General features: G+C 55.3%; 17 protein-coding genes. 13 read left to right on the forward strand and 4 right to left on the reverse strand.

The features are described 5' to 3' along the window. Window positions 1-45 precede the first annotated feature (45 nt). Window positions 46-183: a hypothetical protein gene (locus CKO_RS23700; RefSeq protein WP_269475138.1), complete on the reverse strand. Its 138-nt coding sequence runs from the start codon at window positions 181-183 to the stop codon at window positions 46-48. A 415-nt stretch (window positions 184-598) separates the two neighbouring features. On the opposite strand from CKO_RS23700, the gene metK reads away from it, so the two are divergent. The 8 genes from metK to ruvX all read left to right on the forward strand — a co-directional run bounded on the left by metK (window position 599) and on the right by ruvX (window position 7948). Continuing rightward, on the forward strand, window positions 599-1753 hold the full coding sequence (gene metK / locus CKO_RS18415) for a methionine adenosyltransferase (protein WP_012135057.1): 1155 nt from the start codon (window positions 599-601) through the stop codon (window positions 1751-1753). Window positions 1754-2170: 417 nt separating this feature from the next. Further along, on the forward strand, window positions 2171-3565 hold the full coding sequence (gene galP / locus CKO_RS18420; protein WP_012135058.1) for a galactose/proton symporter: 1395 nt from the start codon (window positions 2171-2173) through the stop codon (window positions 3563-3565). Between the two features lie 158 nt (window positions 3566-3723). Beyond that, window positions 3724-4221, forward strand: a complete 498-nt coding sequence (locus CKO_RS18425; protein WP_024130936.1) for a SprT family zinc-dependent metalloprotease — start codon at window positions 3724-3726, stop codon at window positions 4219-4221. A gap of 94 nt (window positions 4222-4315) precedes the next feature. After that, window positions 4316-5023, forward strand: coding sequence for a deoxyribonuclease I (endA, locus tag CKO_RS18430; RefSeq protein WP_012135060.1), 708 nt, complete (start codon window positions 4316-4318; stop codon window positions 5021-5023). Between the two features lie 77 nt (window positions 5024-5100). Next, window positions 5101-5832 (forward strand): 16S rRNA (uracil(1498)-N(3))-methyltransferase, encoded by a 732-nt coding sequence (gene rsmE / locus CKO_RS18435; protein ID WP_012135061.1) that lies wholly within the window; start codon window positions 5101-5103, stop codon window positions 5830-5832. A 12-nt stretch (window positions 5833-5844) separates the two neighbouring features. Further along, complete coding sequence (gshB, locus tag CKO_RS18440) at window positions 5845-6792, forward strand: glutathione synthase (protein WP_012135062.1); 948 nt, start codon at window positions 5845-5847, stop codon at window positions 6790-6792. Between the two features lie 176 nt (window positions 6793-6968). Next, window positions 6969-7532, forward strand: coding sequence for a YqgE/AlgH family protein (locus tag CKO_RS18445; RefSeq protein WP_012135063.1), 564 nt, complete (start codon window positions 6969-6971; stop codon window positions 7530-7532). Then, complete coding sequence (ruvX, locus tag CKO_RS18450; protein ID WP_012135064.1) at window positions 7532-7948, forward strand: Holliday junction resolvase RuvX; 417 nt, start codon at window positions 7532-7534, stop codon at window positions 7946-7948. The genes CKO_RS18445 and ruvX overlap by 1 nt, the downstream gene beginning before the upstream one ends. A gap of 142 nt (window positions 7949-8090) precedes the next feature. Here ruvX and CKO_RS18455 read toward each other — a convergent pair whose 3' ends face one another. Next, a complete protein-coding gene (locus CKO_RS18455) occupies window positions 8091-9071 on the reverse strand; it encodes a type IV pilus twitching motility protein PilT (protein ID WP_012135066.1) in 981 nt (326 codons plus the stop codon). A gap of 17 nt (window positions 9072-9088) precedes the next feature. Here CKO_RS18455 and CKO_RS18460 point away from each other — a divergent pair, with 17 nt between their 5' ends. From CKO_RS18460 to hemW, 5 genes are read left to right on the forward strand one after another with little or no spacing between them, the layout of a single operon-like run. Beyond that, a complete protein-coding gene (locus CKO_RS18460) occupies window positions 9089-9793 on the forward strand; it encodes a YggS family pyridoxal phosphate-dependent enzyme (RefSeq protein WP_012135067.1) in 705 nt (234 codons plus the stop codon). 18 nt (window positions 9794-9811) lie between these two features. Next, window positions 9812-10378 (forward strand): YggT family protein, encoded by a 567-nt coding sequence (locus CKO_RS18465; RefSeq protein ID WP_012135068.1) that lies wholly within the window; start codon window positions 9812-9814, stop codon window positions 10376-10378. Further along, window positions 10375-10665, forward strand: a complete 291-nt coding sequence (gene yggU / locus CKO_RS18470) for a DUF167 family protein YggU (RefSeq protein ID WP_012135069.1) — start codon at window positions 10375-10377, stop codon at window positions 10663-10665. The genes CKO_RS18465 and yggU overlap by 4 nt, the downstream gene beginning before the upstream one ends. A 7-nt stretch (window positions 10666-10672) precedes the next feature. Next, the gene (locus CKO_RS18475) at window positions 10673-11266 is read left to right on the forward strand and encodes an XTP/dITP diphosphatase (protein ID WP_012135070.1); all 594 of its coding nucleotides are present in this window, start codon (window positions 10673-10675) and stop codon (window positions 11264-11266) included. Next, complete coding sequence (hemW, locus tag CKO_RS18480) at window positions 11259-12395, forward strand: radical SAM family heme chaperone HemW (protein ID WP_012135071.1); 1137 nt, start codon at window positions 11259-11261, stop codon at window positions 12393-12395. Before CKO_RS18475 ends, hemW begins: the two co-directional genes overlap by 8 nt. Before the next feature lie 118 nt (window positions 12396-12513). Here hemW and ansB read toward each other — a convergent pair whose 3' ends face one another. Continuing rightward, on the reverse strand, window positions 12514-13560 hold the full coding sequence (gene ansB, locus CKO_RS18485) for an L-asparaginase 2 (protein ID WP_012135072.1): 1047 nt from the start codon (window positions 13558-13560) through the stop codon (window positions 12514-12516). A 182-nt stretch (window positions 13561-13742) separates the two neighbouring features. Beyond that, the gene (locus CKO_RS18490; protein WP_012135073.1) at window positions 13743-14462 is read right to left on the reverse strand and encodes a YggN family protein; all 720 of its coding nucleotides are present in this window, start codon (window positions 14460-14462) and stop codon (window positions 13743-13745) included. Window positions 14463-14502 lie beyond the last annotated feature (40 nt).

Here is a 14502-nt window from a genome sequence, read left to right on the forward strand (position 1 = left end):
GAGAAAACTCTTGTTTCAACAAGAGCGCCCTTGTTCAGTCTTCCGTTACCGACCGGCTCTGGAGTCCTGAGAAGCGCCGAGATGGGTATAACATCGGCAGGTATGCAAAGCAGAGATGCAGATTGCGGGGGACATGCGCACACCAGAACGGTGCGACAGATTCAGCAGAATACAACGGTTCATTATCTCGTATCACCTCCACGGCCGCCCCGTAAGACAAGCCTCTAAGCCAAAGCAACGTTTTAGCCCGGCTGGAAGTGGCGACACGAGGAATCCGTCGTGTGCTTTTTAGTATGAGCCGCGCGCCGCGTTTTATACCGACAAGAGGGGAAAAATGCAAAGCATAAATGCGCACATTGCCAGCAGTGTCCTGAAAAATTTCCAGTCGTGTTTTCAACGCAACGAGAGTTGATTCAAAAAAAACTGGAAATCGGGTGAAGAAGTGACCTAAAATAGCCATCCAGATGTTAATCCATCCATACTGATTAACACTCAGACTGCCAGTGTCATCAACCTGCAAGCCTTGGTAGAATCCTCTGCTTTGGCTATTCCACACAACAGTTTGAGCTAACCAAATTCTCCTTAGGTGAAATAAAACATGGCAAAACACCTTTTTACGTCCGAGTCCGTATCAGAAGGGCATCCTGACAAAATTGCTGACCAAATCTCTGATGCCGTGCTGGATGCGATCCTGGAACAGGATCCGAAAGCGCGCGTCGCATGCGAAACCTACGTTAAAACCGGTATGGTTTTAGTTGGCGGTGAGATCACGACCAGCGCATGGGTTGATATCGAAGAGATCACCCGTAACACGGTCCGTGAGATTGGCTATGTGCATTCCGACATGGGCTTTGACGCCAACTCTTGCGCCGTGCTGAGCGCTATCGGCAAACAGTCCCCGGATATCAACCAGGGCGTTGACCGTGCCGATCCGCTGGAACAGGGCGCGGGCGACCAGGGCCTGATGTTCGGTTACGCGACCAATGAAACTGACGTGCTGATGCCAGCGCCGATCACCTACGCGCACCGTCTGGTACAGCGTCAGGCTGAAGTGCGTAAAAACGGCACGCTGCCGTGGCTGCGCCCGGATGCGAAAAGCCAGGTCACTTTCCAGTATGACGACGGCAAAATTGTCGGCATCGACGCGGTAGTGCTGTCTACTCAGCACGCTGAAGAAATTGACCAGAAATCGCTTCAGGAAGCGGTGATGGAAGAGATCATCAAGCCGATCCTGCCGTCAGAATGGCTGAACGCGTCGACGAAATTCTTCATCAACCCAACCGGTCGTTTTGTTATCGGCGGCCCGATGGGCGACTGCGGTCTGACCGGTCGTAAGATTATCGTGGATACCTACGGCGGTATGGCGCGTCACGGCGGTGGCGCATTCTCCGGTAAGGACCCGTCTAAGGTTGACCGTTCCGCAGCCTACGCCGCGCGTTATGTTGCGAAAAACATCGTTGCCGCAGGTCTGGCTGACCGTTGTGAGATTCAGGTTTCTTACGCTATCGGCGTGGCTGAACCAACCTCTATCATGGTTGAAACCTTCGGTACTGAAAAAGTGCCTTCTGAACAGCTGACCCTGCTGGTACGCGAGTTCTTCGACCTGCGTCCGTACGGCCTGATTCAGATGCTGGATCTGCTGCACCCGATCTACAAAGAAACCGCTGCATACGGTCACTTTGGCCGCGAACATTTCCCGTGGGAAAAAACCGACAAAGCGCAGCTGCTGCGTGATGCCGCAGGTCTGAAGTAATTTACTGACGTTGCTTTTTTTAAGGCCAGCCTCGTGCTGGCCTTTTGTATTTGTGCGCGCATCTTTTGCCCGGAGTCGCTTCGCTTGCACGGGCCTACGGGTTCTGTCGTTTTGGCATAGCCGTCACCCGGCGATTAATGAAACCGTTTACCCTCCATTCTATAAGCCACGCGTTGAAAATAATCCTTTTGCATGATCATTTTTCTTCTGACGTTACATTTTTTTCAGTTAAGTCTTAAATGTGCGTATTCACGATACAAACGGCCTCACTTACCTCTATGTTTTCAAAGTATTAATTACTTTCACCATCAAATGCTAGTGTAAACGATTACACTAACGTGATTCGAATCACATATTTTTACGGGCTACTCACCTACCCTTAGCATCAACAAAACTGGCAACCCAACCGGAGGCATCATGCCTGACAATAAAAAACAGGGGCGTTCAAACAAGGCCATGACATTTTTTGTCTGCTTTCTTGCAGCCCTGGCAGGATTACTTTTTGGCCTGGATATCGGCGTTATCGCCGGTGCTTTACCCTTCATCACTGACGAATTCCAGATTACCGCGCACACTCAGGAGTGGGTGGTCAGTTCGATGATGTTCGGCGCCGCCGTCGGTGCCGTCGGCAGCGGCTGGCTCTCCTTCAAATTAGGTCGTAAGAAAAGCCTGATGATCGGCGCGATCCTGTTTGTGGCCGGTTCGCTGTTTTCCGCCGCCGCGCCTAACGTTGAGGTGCTGATCGTTTCCCGCGTTCTGTTAGGCCTGGCCGTTGGCGTCGCGTCCTACACCGCCCCGTTGTACCTGTCTGAGATCGCGCCGGAGAAAATTCGCGGCAGTATGATCTCCATGTACCAGTTGATGATCACCATCGGTATTCTTGGCGCCTATCTGTCTGATACCGCGTTCAGCTACAGCGGCGCATGGCGCTGGATGCTGGGCGTGATCATCATTCCGGCCATTCTGCTGCTGATCGGCGTGTTCTTCCTGCCGGACAGCCCGCGCTGGTTCGCGGCGAAACGTCGCTTTATTGATGCCGAACGCGTACTGCTGCGCCTGCGTGATACCAGCGCAGAAGCCAAACGCGAGCTGGATGAGATCCGTGAAAGTCTGCAAGTAAAACAGAGCGGCTGGGCGCTGTTTAAAGAGAACAGCAACTTCCGTCGCGCGGTGTTCCTCGGGGTGCTTTTGCAGGTGATGCAACAGTTCACCGGGATGAACGTCATCATGTACTACGCGCCGAAAATCTTTGAACTGGCAGGTTATACCAATACCACCGAGCAGATGTGGGGCACCGTTATCGTTGGTCTGACGAACGTGCTGGCCACCTTTATCGCTATCGGCCTGGTAGACCGCTGGGGGCGTAAACCAACGCTGACGCTGGGCTTCCTGGTCATGGCTATCGGCATGGGCACTCTCGGCACCATGATGCATATCGGCATTCACTCGCCGTCAGCGCAATACTTCGCTATCGCCATGCTGCTGATGTTTATCATCGGGTTCGCGATGAGCGCCGGTCCGCTGATTTGGGTACTGTGCTCTGAAATTCAGCCGCTGAAAGGCCGCGATTTCGGTATCACCTGCTCTACCGCCACCAACTGGATCGCCAATATGATCGTCGGCGCAACGTTCCTGACCATGCTCAACACGCTGGGCAACGCAAACACCTTCTGGGTCTATGCCGGTCTGAACCTGTTCTTCATCATCCTGACCATCTGGCTGGTTCCTGAAACCAAACACGTCTCTCTGGAACACATTGAACGTAACCTGATGAAAGGCCGTAAGCTGCGCGAAATCGGCGCTCACGACTAACGCTGATAATTAGCGGTAAGTGCCCGATGGCGTAAGCTTATCGGGCCTACTGCACTCAGTTGAACGCAGCGCGGTTTGTCGGCCGCCATCCGGCAAAACTTAGCGGGGTGAAGCGTCCCTCTTGCAGTCTCCATCACCTCCCATTATCCTCTGTCGTTATGAAAACCTCCCGTCTCCCTATCGCTGTCCAGCAAGCCGTCATGCGCAGCCTGCGGGAAAAACTCGCCCAGGCCAATCTCAAACTGGAACGTCATTACCCGGAACCCAGGCTGGTTTATCAACAACGTGGAACTGCTGCGGGAACAGCATGGCTACAAACCTACGAAATCCGTCTCAATCCTGTGCTATTGATGGAAAACGTCGACGCGTTCGTTAATGAAGTGGTGCCCCATGAACTGGCGCATTTGCTGGTCTGGAAGCATTTTGGCCGGGTTGCGCCGCACGGCAAAGAGTGGAAATGGATGATGGAAAGCGTACTGGGCGTCCCTGCCAGACGCACGCATCAGTTTGAACTGCAATCCGTTCGCCGCAATACCTTTACCTACCGCTGTAAATGCCAGCAGCATCAGCTCACCGTGCGCCGCCATAATCGCATCGTGCGCGGTGAAGCCACCTACCGCTGCGTTCACTGCGGCGAACCGCTTATTGCTGAATAATCGCCAGAATAATCAGGAACTTTTCTGATCTGCCTGATTGCATACAAGAACAACTTTCGCTACGTTGCGGGCTCGTTTTGACACGGAGTTCGTGATGTACCGTAATTTTTCTTTTGCCGCAGCGTTGTTGGCAATGATGCTCTCAGGGCAGGTGCTGGCTACAGGCATCAACAGTTTTTCTCAGGCCAAAACCGCCGGGGTCAAAGTCAATGCCGATGTTCCCGGCGATTTTTACTGCGGGTGTAAAATTAACTGGCAGGGTAAAAAAGGCGTCGTGGATCTCGCCTCCTGCGGCTATAAAGTCCGAAAAAATGAAAACCGCGCCAGCCGCATTGAATGGGAACACGTCGTGCCCGCCTGGCAGTTCGGCCACCAGCGTCAGTGTTGGCAGGACGGCGGGCGAAAAAACTGTGCGAAAGATCCTGTCTACCGCAAGATGGAGAGCGACATGCACAATCTGCAACCCGCCGTCGGCGAGGTGAATGGCGATCGCGGCAACTTCATGTATAGCCAGTGGAATGGCGGCGAAGGTCAGTACGGCCAGTGCGCCATGAAGGTCAATTTCAAGGAAAAAATCGCCGAACCGCCTGCTCGCGCCCGTGGTGCGATCGCCCGTACCTACTTTTATATGCGCGATCAGTACAATCTGACGCTCTCCCGTCAGCAAACGCAGCTTTTCAACGCCTGGAACAAGCTGTATCCGGTCACGGACTGGGAGTGCGAGCGCGACGAACGCATCGCCAGGGTACAAGGGAACCACAATCCATACGTGCAACGCGCTTGCCAGGCGCAAAAGAGCTAACCTACACTAGCGGGAATATTTTTAACCCTGCCCCACGCGATCAGATGGCGTGGGGAGATGACGCGGATTTTTCTATTATGCGCATTCCCCGCATTTATCACCCTGAACCCATCACATCCGGCAGCCAGTTCTCCCTGTGTGAAGACGCCGCCAACCATATCGGACGCGTGCTGCGTATGGGGCCAGGCCAGGCGCTCCAGTTGTTTGACGGCAGCAATCAGGTGTTTGACGCCGAGATAACCAACGCCAGCAAAAAAAGCGTCGATGTAAAAGTGCTCAGCGCCACCCTCGACGATCGTGAATCCCCGCTGCATATTCACCTCGGCCAGGTGATGTCGCGCGGCGAAAAAATGGAATTCACTATCCAGAAATCGATCGAACTGGGTGTAAGCCTCATTACGCCACTTTTTTCTGAGCGCTGCGGCGTTAAACTGGACAGCGAACGTCTGAACAAGAAGCGCCAGCAGTGGCAAAAAATCGCTATTGCCGCCTGCGAACAGTGCGGTCGTAACTGGGTGCCGGAAATTCGCCCGGCAATGGATCTGGAAGCCTGGTGCGCCGAACAGGACGAGGGGCTGAAACTGAACCTTCACCCGCGCGCCAGCGCCAGTATCAACACCCTGCCGCTCCCCGTGGAGCGCGTGCGCCTGTTGATTGGCCCGGAAGGCGGTTTGTCGGCAGATGAAATCGCCATGACCGCCCGCTACCAGTTTACTGATATCCTGTTAGGACCTCGCGTTCTGCGTACTGAGACAACTGCGCTCACCGCCATTACCGCGCTACAGGTGCGTTTTGGCGATCTGGGCTAACGGAGAAGAACAATGATCAAGCTCGGCATCGTGATGGACCCCATCGCAAGCATCAACATCAAGAAAGATTCCAGCTTCGCTATGCTGCTGGAAGCACAACGTCGTGGCTACGAACTTCATTACATGGAGATGGCCGATCTGTATTTGATCAACGGTGAGGCTCGCGCCCGCACGCGTACCCTGAGCGTAGAGCAGAACTATGACAACTGGTATACGTTCAACGACGAGCAGGATCTGCCGCTGGCCGATCTGGATGTCATCCTGATGCGTAAAGATCCGCCGTTCGATACCGAATTTATCTACGCCACTTATATTCTGGAGCGCGCGGAAGAGAAAGGCGCGCTGATCGTCAATAAGCCCCAGAGCCTGCGCGACTGCAACGAAAAACTGTTCACCGCCTGGTTCTCCGACCTGACGCCGGAAACGCTGGTCACGCGCAACAAAGCGCAACTGAAAGCCTTCTGGCAGAAGCACAGCGACATCATTCTCAAGCCGCTGGACGGCATGGGCGGCGCGTCTATCTTCCGCGTGAAGGAAGGCGACCCCAACCTCGGCGTGATCGCCGAAACGCTGACCGAGCATGGCACCCGCTATTGCATGGCGCAGAACTACCTGCCTGCCATTAAAGACGGCGACAAACGCGTGCTGGTTGTTGACGGCGAACCCGTTCCGTACTGCCTGGCGCGGATTCCGCAGGGCGGCGAGACCCGTGGCAACCTGGCGGCCGGTGGTCGCGGCGAACCGCGCCCGCTTACCGACAGCGACTGGGAAATCGCCCGCCGCATTGGCCCAACCCTGAAAGCGAAAGGGCTGATTTTTGTGGGTCTGGATATCATCGGCGATCGTCTTACCGAAATTAACGTCACCAGCCCAACCTGTATTCGTGAAATTGAAGCGGAGTTCCCGGTTTCGATTACCGGAATGCTGATGGATGCCATTGAGGCGCGTTTGCAGAAGTAAATTAGTTGCCGGATGACGACGCCTTCGCGTCTTATCCGGCCTGGAATTTCACCCCACAGGCCGGATAAGACGAAACTGCCATCCGGCAAAGCTATTTTCAGAGGGTGACATCTTCGCACTTTCCCCACATACTGGACGCTGTTGCTTTTTTGAACCCGGATACAGAACCTCTGACAATGAATTTACAGCATCACTTTCTTATTGCCATGCCTGCTCTCCAGGACCCAATTTTCCGCCGCTCCGTGGTGTACATTTGCGAACACAATGAAGATGGCGCAATGGGGATTATCATTAATAAGCCTCTGGAAAATCTACAGATTGAAGGGATTCTGGAAAAACTGAAGATTACGCCTGAACCGCGCGATCCGGCGATTCGTCTGGATAAAGCCGTAATGCTCGGCGGGCCGCTGGCGGAAGATCGGGGATTTATTTTACATACTCCGCCCTCCCGCTTTTCGTCCAGTATTCGCATTTCTGACAATACGGTGATCACCACGTCCCGCGACGTGCTGGAGACGTTAGGCACACCGGAGCAACCCTCTGAGGTGCTGGTGGCGCTGGGTTATTCATCATGGGATAAAGGTCAACTGGAGCAAGAGCTGATGGATAATGCCTGGCTCACGGCCCCTGCCGATCTCAATATTCTGTTCAAAACGCCGATTGCCGACCGTTGGCGAGACGCGGCCAAATTAATCGGAATTGATATTCTGACCATGCCTGGTGTGGCGGGGCATGCCTGATGAGCGGAACCTTACTCGCATTTGATTTCGGCACCAAAAGCATCGGCGTAGCGATAGGACAGCGCATCACCGGCACCGCCCGTGCACTGCCAGCGATAAAAGCGCAGGACGGAACGCCAGACTGGAACATTATCGAGCGTTTGCTGAAAGAGTGGCAGCCGGATGAAATTATTGTCGGGCTACCGCTCAATATGGATGGCACAGAGCAGCCCCTCACCGCTCGCGCCCGCAAGTTCGCCAACCGCATTCATGGCCGTTTTGGCGTACTGGTTACGCTGCATGACGAACGCCTCAGCACCATAGAAGCGCGTTCTGGCCTGTTTGAACAGGGCGGTTATCGCGCACTCAACAAAGGCAAGGTGGATTCCGCCTCGGCCGTCATCATCCTCGAAAGCTATTTCGAGCAGGGTTACTGAAGCGAATTGCCTGATGGCGAGCAGCGTTAAGGCTGACAAATTAGCTTCCATATCAACGCCTGATGGCGCTTCGCTTATCAGGCCTACGGGCACGCTTGTAGGCCGGATAAGGCCATCGGCCGCCATCCGGCACAACCGTTCGCTAAAGCCTGCCCTGCGCCTGCCGCTGTTGCAGACTCTGGGCAAACGTCTGCATCCCCGCCTGTTGGCTGGTCTGAATAACGCCGGGCAACTGGTGAATTTTCCCCTCCCGAATAAGATTGCCAACCGCTGGCGTGTTGATGAGCAGTTCGAATAACGCCACGCGTCCGTCCTGCCTGTCGGTTTCCAGCTTCTGCGACAACACGGCGCGCAGGCTGCCCGCAAGTTGACTGCGTACCGGATCTTTCTCCTGCGCCGGAAAGGAGTCAACCAGCCGCTCTACCGCCTGTGCCGCGCCGCGCGTATGTAGCGTCGCCAGTAACAGATGCCCCGTTTCCGCCGCCGTCAGCGCCAGGCGAATGGTCTCGCTGTCGCGCAGTTCGCCTAATAAAATCACATCCGGGTCTTCACGCAGCGCAGCGCGTAACCCGGCGGCAAAGGAGCGGCAGTGTACACCAACCTCCCGCTGCTGAATCAGGCAGCGCTGGCTGGTATGGCGGTACTCAATAGGATCTTCCAGCGTCAGGATATGACCATCGAGATGCTGGTTGAGGTATTCTACCATTGCCGCCAGCGTGGTGGATTTCCCGCTTCCCGTCGCCCCGGTCACCAGAATCAGTCCGTTCTCGCCGCCAAGGAGCGCGGGTAGCGCGGCAGGCGTCTGGAGCGCGTCCAGTTGCGGGCACGTAGTGGGCAGCAACCGCAGCGCCAGCGATGCGCCCTGCTCGTGATGAAAAGCGCTGGCGCGTAACCGCAGTCCGCCCGGCAGCGACACCGCAAAGTCGAGCTGACCATCCGCCTGCCACGCCCGGCGCTGCGCGTCGTTAAGCCATTGTGACAGCAAAACCTCGACATTCGGGCTGCTAAACGGGGCTATTTCCACTTTTCCCCGTTTACGCCAGCGCGCAGGCCATGCGTTGCACAGGTGTAGATCCGAGACGTTATGCTTTACACTAAGGGCCACTATTTCTTCCATATCCATACGAACATCCTCGGAAAATGAACGATATCGCGCATAACCTGGCACATGTCCGGGACAAAATCTCAGCCGCCGCGACGCGTTGCGGGCGGTCTTCAGAAGAAGTTACGCTGCTTGCAGTGAGTAAAACCAAGCCTGCGAGCGCCATCGCAGAAGCCATCGCGGTCGGGCAGCGGGCGTTTGGCGAAAACTATGTTCAGGAAGGGGTAGAGAAAATTCGCCACTTCAAAGAAAGCGGCGTCGAAGGGCTGCAATGGCACTTTATTGGCCCCTTGCAGTCCAACAAAAGTCGTCTGGTGGCAGAGCATTTTGACTGGTGCCATACGATCGATCGTCTGCGTATCGCCGCCCGTCTGAGCGAACAGCGCCCGACAGGTCTGCCGCCGCTGAACGTGCTGATTCAAATTAATATCAGCGATGAGAACAGCAAGTCCGGGATTCCGCTTACGGAACTGGACGCTCTGGCGGCAAGCGTTGTTGAGCTTCCCGGTATCAGGCTGCGCGGACTGATGGCGATCCCCGCCCCTGAGTCAGATTATGTAAGGCAGTTTGAAGTTGCACGCCAAATGGCTGTAGCATTTGCCGGGCTGAAAACGCGCTATCCTGGCGTTGATACCCTTTCTCTGGGTATGTCGGATGATATGGACGCCGCAATTGCGGCAGGTAGCACGATGGTGCGCATCGGCACCGCTATTTTTGGTGCGCGTGATTACACAAAAAATTAAGGAAAACTGAGGAACGCCATGAAGACGTTGACCTTCCTGCTCTCAACGGTAATTGAACTGTATACCATGGTGCTATTGTTGCGCGTATGGATGCAGTGGGCTCGCTGTGATTTTTACAACCCTTTCTCACAGTTTGTGGTGAAAGCGACTCAACCCATTATCGGGCCGCTGCGTCGTATTATTCCGCCAATGGGGCCGATTGATAGCGCCTCCATGCTGTTGGCATTTATTCTGAGCTTTATCAAAGCGATAGTGCTTTTCATGGTCGTGACGTTCCAGCCGATTATCTGGATCGCCGCCATACTTATCGTCCTGAAAACCATCGGCCTGCTGATTTTCTGGGTACTGCTGGTGATGGCGATCATGAGCTGGGTGAGCCAGGGCCGCAGCCCGATTGAATACGTTCTGCTTCAACTGGCGGACCCTTTGCTGCGCCCGATTCGCCGTCTGCTCCCTTCGATGGGCGGCATCGACTTCTCGCCGATGATCCTGGTTCTGCTGCTGTATGTTATCAACATGGGCATCGCTGAAGTCTTACAGGCGACAGGCAATATGCTGCTGCCGGGGCTGTGGATGGCGCTATGAGTGCCGTTACACCCTGCGCTGACGGTCTGATTTTACGGCTCTATATTCAGCCGAAAGCCAGCCGTGACAGTATTGTGGGTTTACATGGCGACGAAGTGAAAGTCGCCATTACCGCCCCGCCGGTTGATGGCCAGGCCAACAGCCATCTGGTGAAGTTTCTTGGCAAACAATTCCGCGTGGCGAAAAGCCAGGTCGTCATTGAAAAGGGCGAACTGGGCCGCCACAAACAGGTTAAAATCATTCATCCGCAACAGATCCCGCCAGAAATCGCGGCGTTAACTGATTAGGTATCCTATGCAAAAAGTTGTCCTCGCTACCGGCAATGCCGGTAAAGTGCGTGAGCTTGCCTCACTGTTGAGCGATTTTGGGCTTGATGTCATCGCGCAAACCGAACTGGGCGTTGACTCAGCCGAAGAGACCGGTCTGACGTTCATCGAAAATGCGATTCTGAAAGCGCGTCATGCCGCAAAAGCTACCGGTCTGCCCGCCATTGCCGACGACTCCGGCCTGGCCGTTGATGCGCTGGGCGGCGCGCCGGGTATTTACTCCGCCCGTTATTCCGGCGAAGACGCCACCGACCAGCGTAACCTGGAAAAACTGCTGCATACCCTGCGGGAGGTGCCGGATGAGAAGCGCCAGGCGCGCTTCCACTGCGTGCTGGTCTACATGCGCCATGCAGAAGACCCGACGCCGCTGGTGTGCCACGGAAGCTGGCCAGGAATGATTACCCGCGAAGCGGCGGGCAATGGCGGTTTCGGCTATGACCCTATTTTCTTTGTTCCGTCGGAAGGTAAAACGGCAGCCGAGTTAACCCGTGAAGAAAAAAGCGCGATCTCCCACCGTGGGCAGGCGCTGAAGCTGCTGCTGGACGCCTTACGCAATGGTTAAGCTGCCGCCGCTGAGTCTTTATATTCACATCCCGTGGTGCGTGCAGAAATGCCCGTACTGCGATTTCAACTCGCATGCGCTGAAAGGCGAAGTGCCGCACGATGATTATGTTCAGCACCTGCTGAGCGATCTCGATACCAACGTGGCATATGCGCAGGGACGCGAAGTAAAGACCATTTTTATTGGCGGCGGTACGCCGAGTCTGCTCTCAGGCCCGGCAATGCAAACGCTGCTGGACGGCGTGCGGGCGCGCCTGCCGCTGGCGGCGGATGCAGAAATCACGATGGAGGCGAATCCGGGGACGGTAGAGGCCGACCGTTTCGTTGATTACCAACGCGCCGGGGTAAACCGTATTTCCATCGGCGTGCAGAGTTTTAGTGAACCGAAGCTAAAACGCCTCGGGCGCATTCACGGCCCGGAAGAGGCGAAGCGGGCAGCGAATCTGGCGAGCGGTCTGGGGCTGCGCAGCTTCAACCTGGACCTGATGCACGGCCTGCCGGATCAGACGCTGGAAGAGGCGCTGGGCGACCTGCGCCAGGCTATCGCGCTCAATCCGCCGCATCTGTCGTGGTATCAGTTGACTATCGAACCTAACACGCTGTTCGGCTCACGCCCGCCGGTATTGCCAGACGATGACGCGCTGTGGGATATCTTCGAGCAAGGCCACCAGTTGCTGACGGCGGCAGGTTATCAGCAGTACGAAACCTCCGCGTATGCCAGGCCGGGTTATCAGTGTCAGCACAATCTGAACTACTGGCGCTTTGGCGATTACCTCGGAATTGGCTGCGGCGCACACGGTAAAGTGACCTTCCCGGACGGGCGCATCCTGCGTACCACTAAAACGCGTCACCCGCGCGGTTATATGCAGGGGCGCTATCTGGAAAGCCAGCGTGATGTCGAACAGGCCGACAAGCCGTTTGAGTTCTTTATGAACCGTTTTCGGTTACTGGAAGCGGCTCCCCGGGCAGAGTTTACGCAGTATACCGGGCTTGCCGAAGCAGTAATTCGTGAGCAGCTCGACGAGGCCATCGCCCAGGGGTATCTCACCGAATGCGAGCAGCACTGGCAGATTACCCAACACGGCAAGCTGTTTTTAAACTCCCTGCTGGAGCTGTTTCTGGCGGAGTGATGGCGGGTGAAGATGTAGGCCGGATAAGGCCTTGAGCCGCCATCCGGCAAATTGCCTGATGGCGCTGCGCTTATCAGGCCTACAGGGTTAGGGCGATAAGCGCAGCCACCATCCCCGATTAATACTGATTAAACATCGTCTGGATCTGTTGCGGATCTTTGGTTTGCGTCAGCGCCAGTTGCAACAGCACGCGCGCTTTTTGCGGGTTCAACGAACCGGAAGCGACAAACCCGTATTTCGCGTCATCGACTTCAGCATCCTGCGTGGTGGCGCCAGTCGGTACACGAGAAGAACGCACGACAACCGTGCCTTTATGCGCAGCAGTCGCCAGCGTATCGAAAACCGTTTTGTACAGGTTGCCGTTACCCACGCCCGCGCTCACAATCCCTTCGTAACCCGCATCCACCAGCGCTTTCGCCGGCAGATCGGACGCATTCGCGTAGTTATAAATAATCCCGACTTTCGGCAGCTCAGTCAGCTTAGAAACGTCAAACGGCGTGGAAGTGGTGTGCTTGCGCGCTGGCGTACGCTGATAATCAATTTTACCGTTGTGAATGTAGCCCAGCGGCCCGTAATTCACAGACTTGAAGGTGGCGACATCGGTGGTATTGGTCTTGGTAACGTCACGGCCGTCCAGCACAGTGTCGTTCATCACCACCAGTACGCCGCGACTCGCGGACGCTTTATCCGCCGCAGTGACCACGGCGTTATAGAGGTTGAACGGGCCGTCGGCGCTCATTGACGTGGACGGACGCATCGCCCCGACCAGCACTACCGGTTTATTACACTTGACGGTCAGGTCGAGGAAATAAGCCGTCTCTTCCATCGTATCGGTACCGTGGGTGATCACGAAGCCGTCGGTGTTATCGCAGTCGGTGTTGATTTTCTTCGCCAGCGTTAACCAGACTTCATCGTTCATATCCTGCGAACCGATATTGACGACCTGCTCACCTTTTACAACTGCGATATCCTTTAACTGAGGCACCGCGTCCACCAGGCTTTCGACGCCAACTTTACCCGCCGTATAATTTGATTTTGTCGCGGAGTCACCGCCACCGGCAATGGTTCCCCCGGTCGCCAGAATAGTGACATTCGGCAAAGCCAGCGCCGCGCCGCTGCAACCCATTACCAGAGCGGCGAGTACCGTTTTCCTGAAAAACTCCATGTTATTTCTCCAGTTACGTGAATTTGACGCATTATCCCAATGTCGAAGATGAATAATGTGACGTCTTCCAATTAACCAGATAAATATCTTTTTACGTTTGTGGTTTTTAGAGATGGATATCAAAACGGCGGGGTATGACAACATAAAACGGCACAGCAGGCGCTGTGCCATAGACAAGAGTTTTATTTCAGGCTGCTCACCAGCGCTTTGCGGCTGTCTTCCAGCGTCACAACGCGACTGCACACATCTTTGCCGAACTGCTGGAAGTCTTTTTCCTGATTCTTCCATTCATTCTGAATCGACGTTTGCAGACCGCCGAGGCTACCCAGCACGCCCTGCAACGGATTACCGCCGCCTTTAAGCACCGCTTTCGCGCCCATTTCGTTAATGCTGTCCTGCAAAATGCCGCCCATCGCCTGATTCACCAGCTGCTGGCCGTCGGCGCGCACCTGATCAATCGCCTTGTAGTGGAAGGTCAGGCCGTCAGTACGATGCTCAATGATGCGGTTCATCTGCTCTTTCAGTTGCGCATCAAGTTTGGTCAATCGACCACGCATATTGCTGCTTTCGCCCACTTCCTGCGCGATGATTTTATCCAGCGCCACGCGGCCTTTCTCGACGCGGCTTCTGGCGCCCTCATCGATCCACGGCAGCGCGCTGCGCAATTCCGCCTGGTAATCTTTCGCCTGTTCGCGCTGCGCGGCGCTAAGGGTGTACTGTTTGCCGTTAAACATCACATTGCCGTCCGGCGCGATCACCAGGTTGCCGTTTTCGCCTTTTACCTGAACCGTTTGCGGGCTAAGAATCACATCGTCACGCGGAGTGACGCTGCATTGATAATCTGCGTGTGCGGCCATCGCCGTCAACGAAAGAACTGCCGCCAGCAGCGTTTTGCGCATCATAACTTTCCCTCAAGACAAATCGGGCCAGCAAATGCTGGCC

This window comes from Citrobacter koseri ATCC BAA-895 (assembly GCF_000018045.1).
Classification (GTDB): Bacteria; Pseudomonadota; Gammaproteobacteria; order Enterobacterales; family Enterobacteriaceae; genus Citrobacter_B; species Citrobacter_B koseri.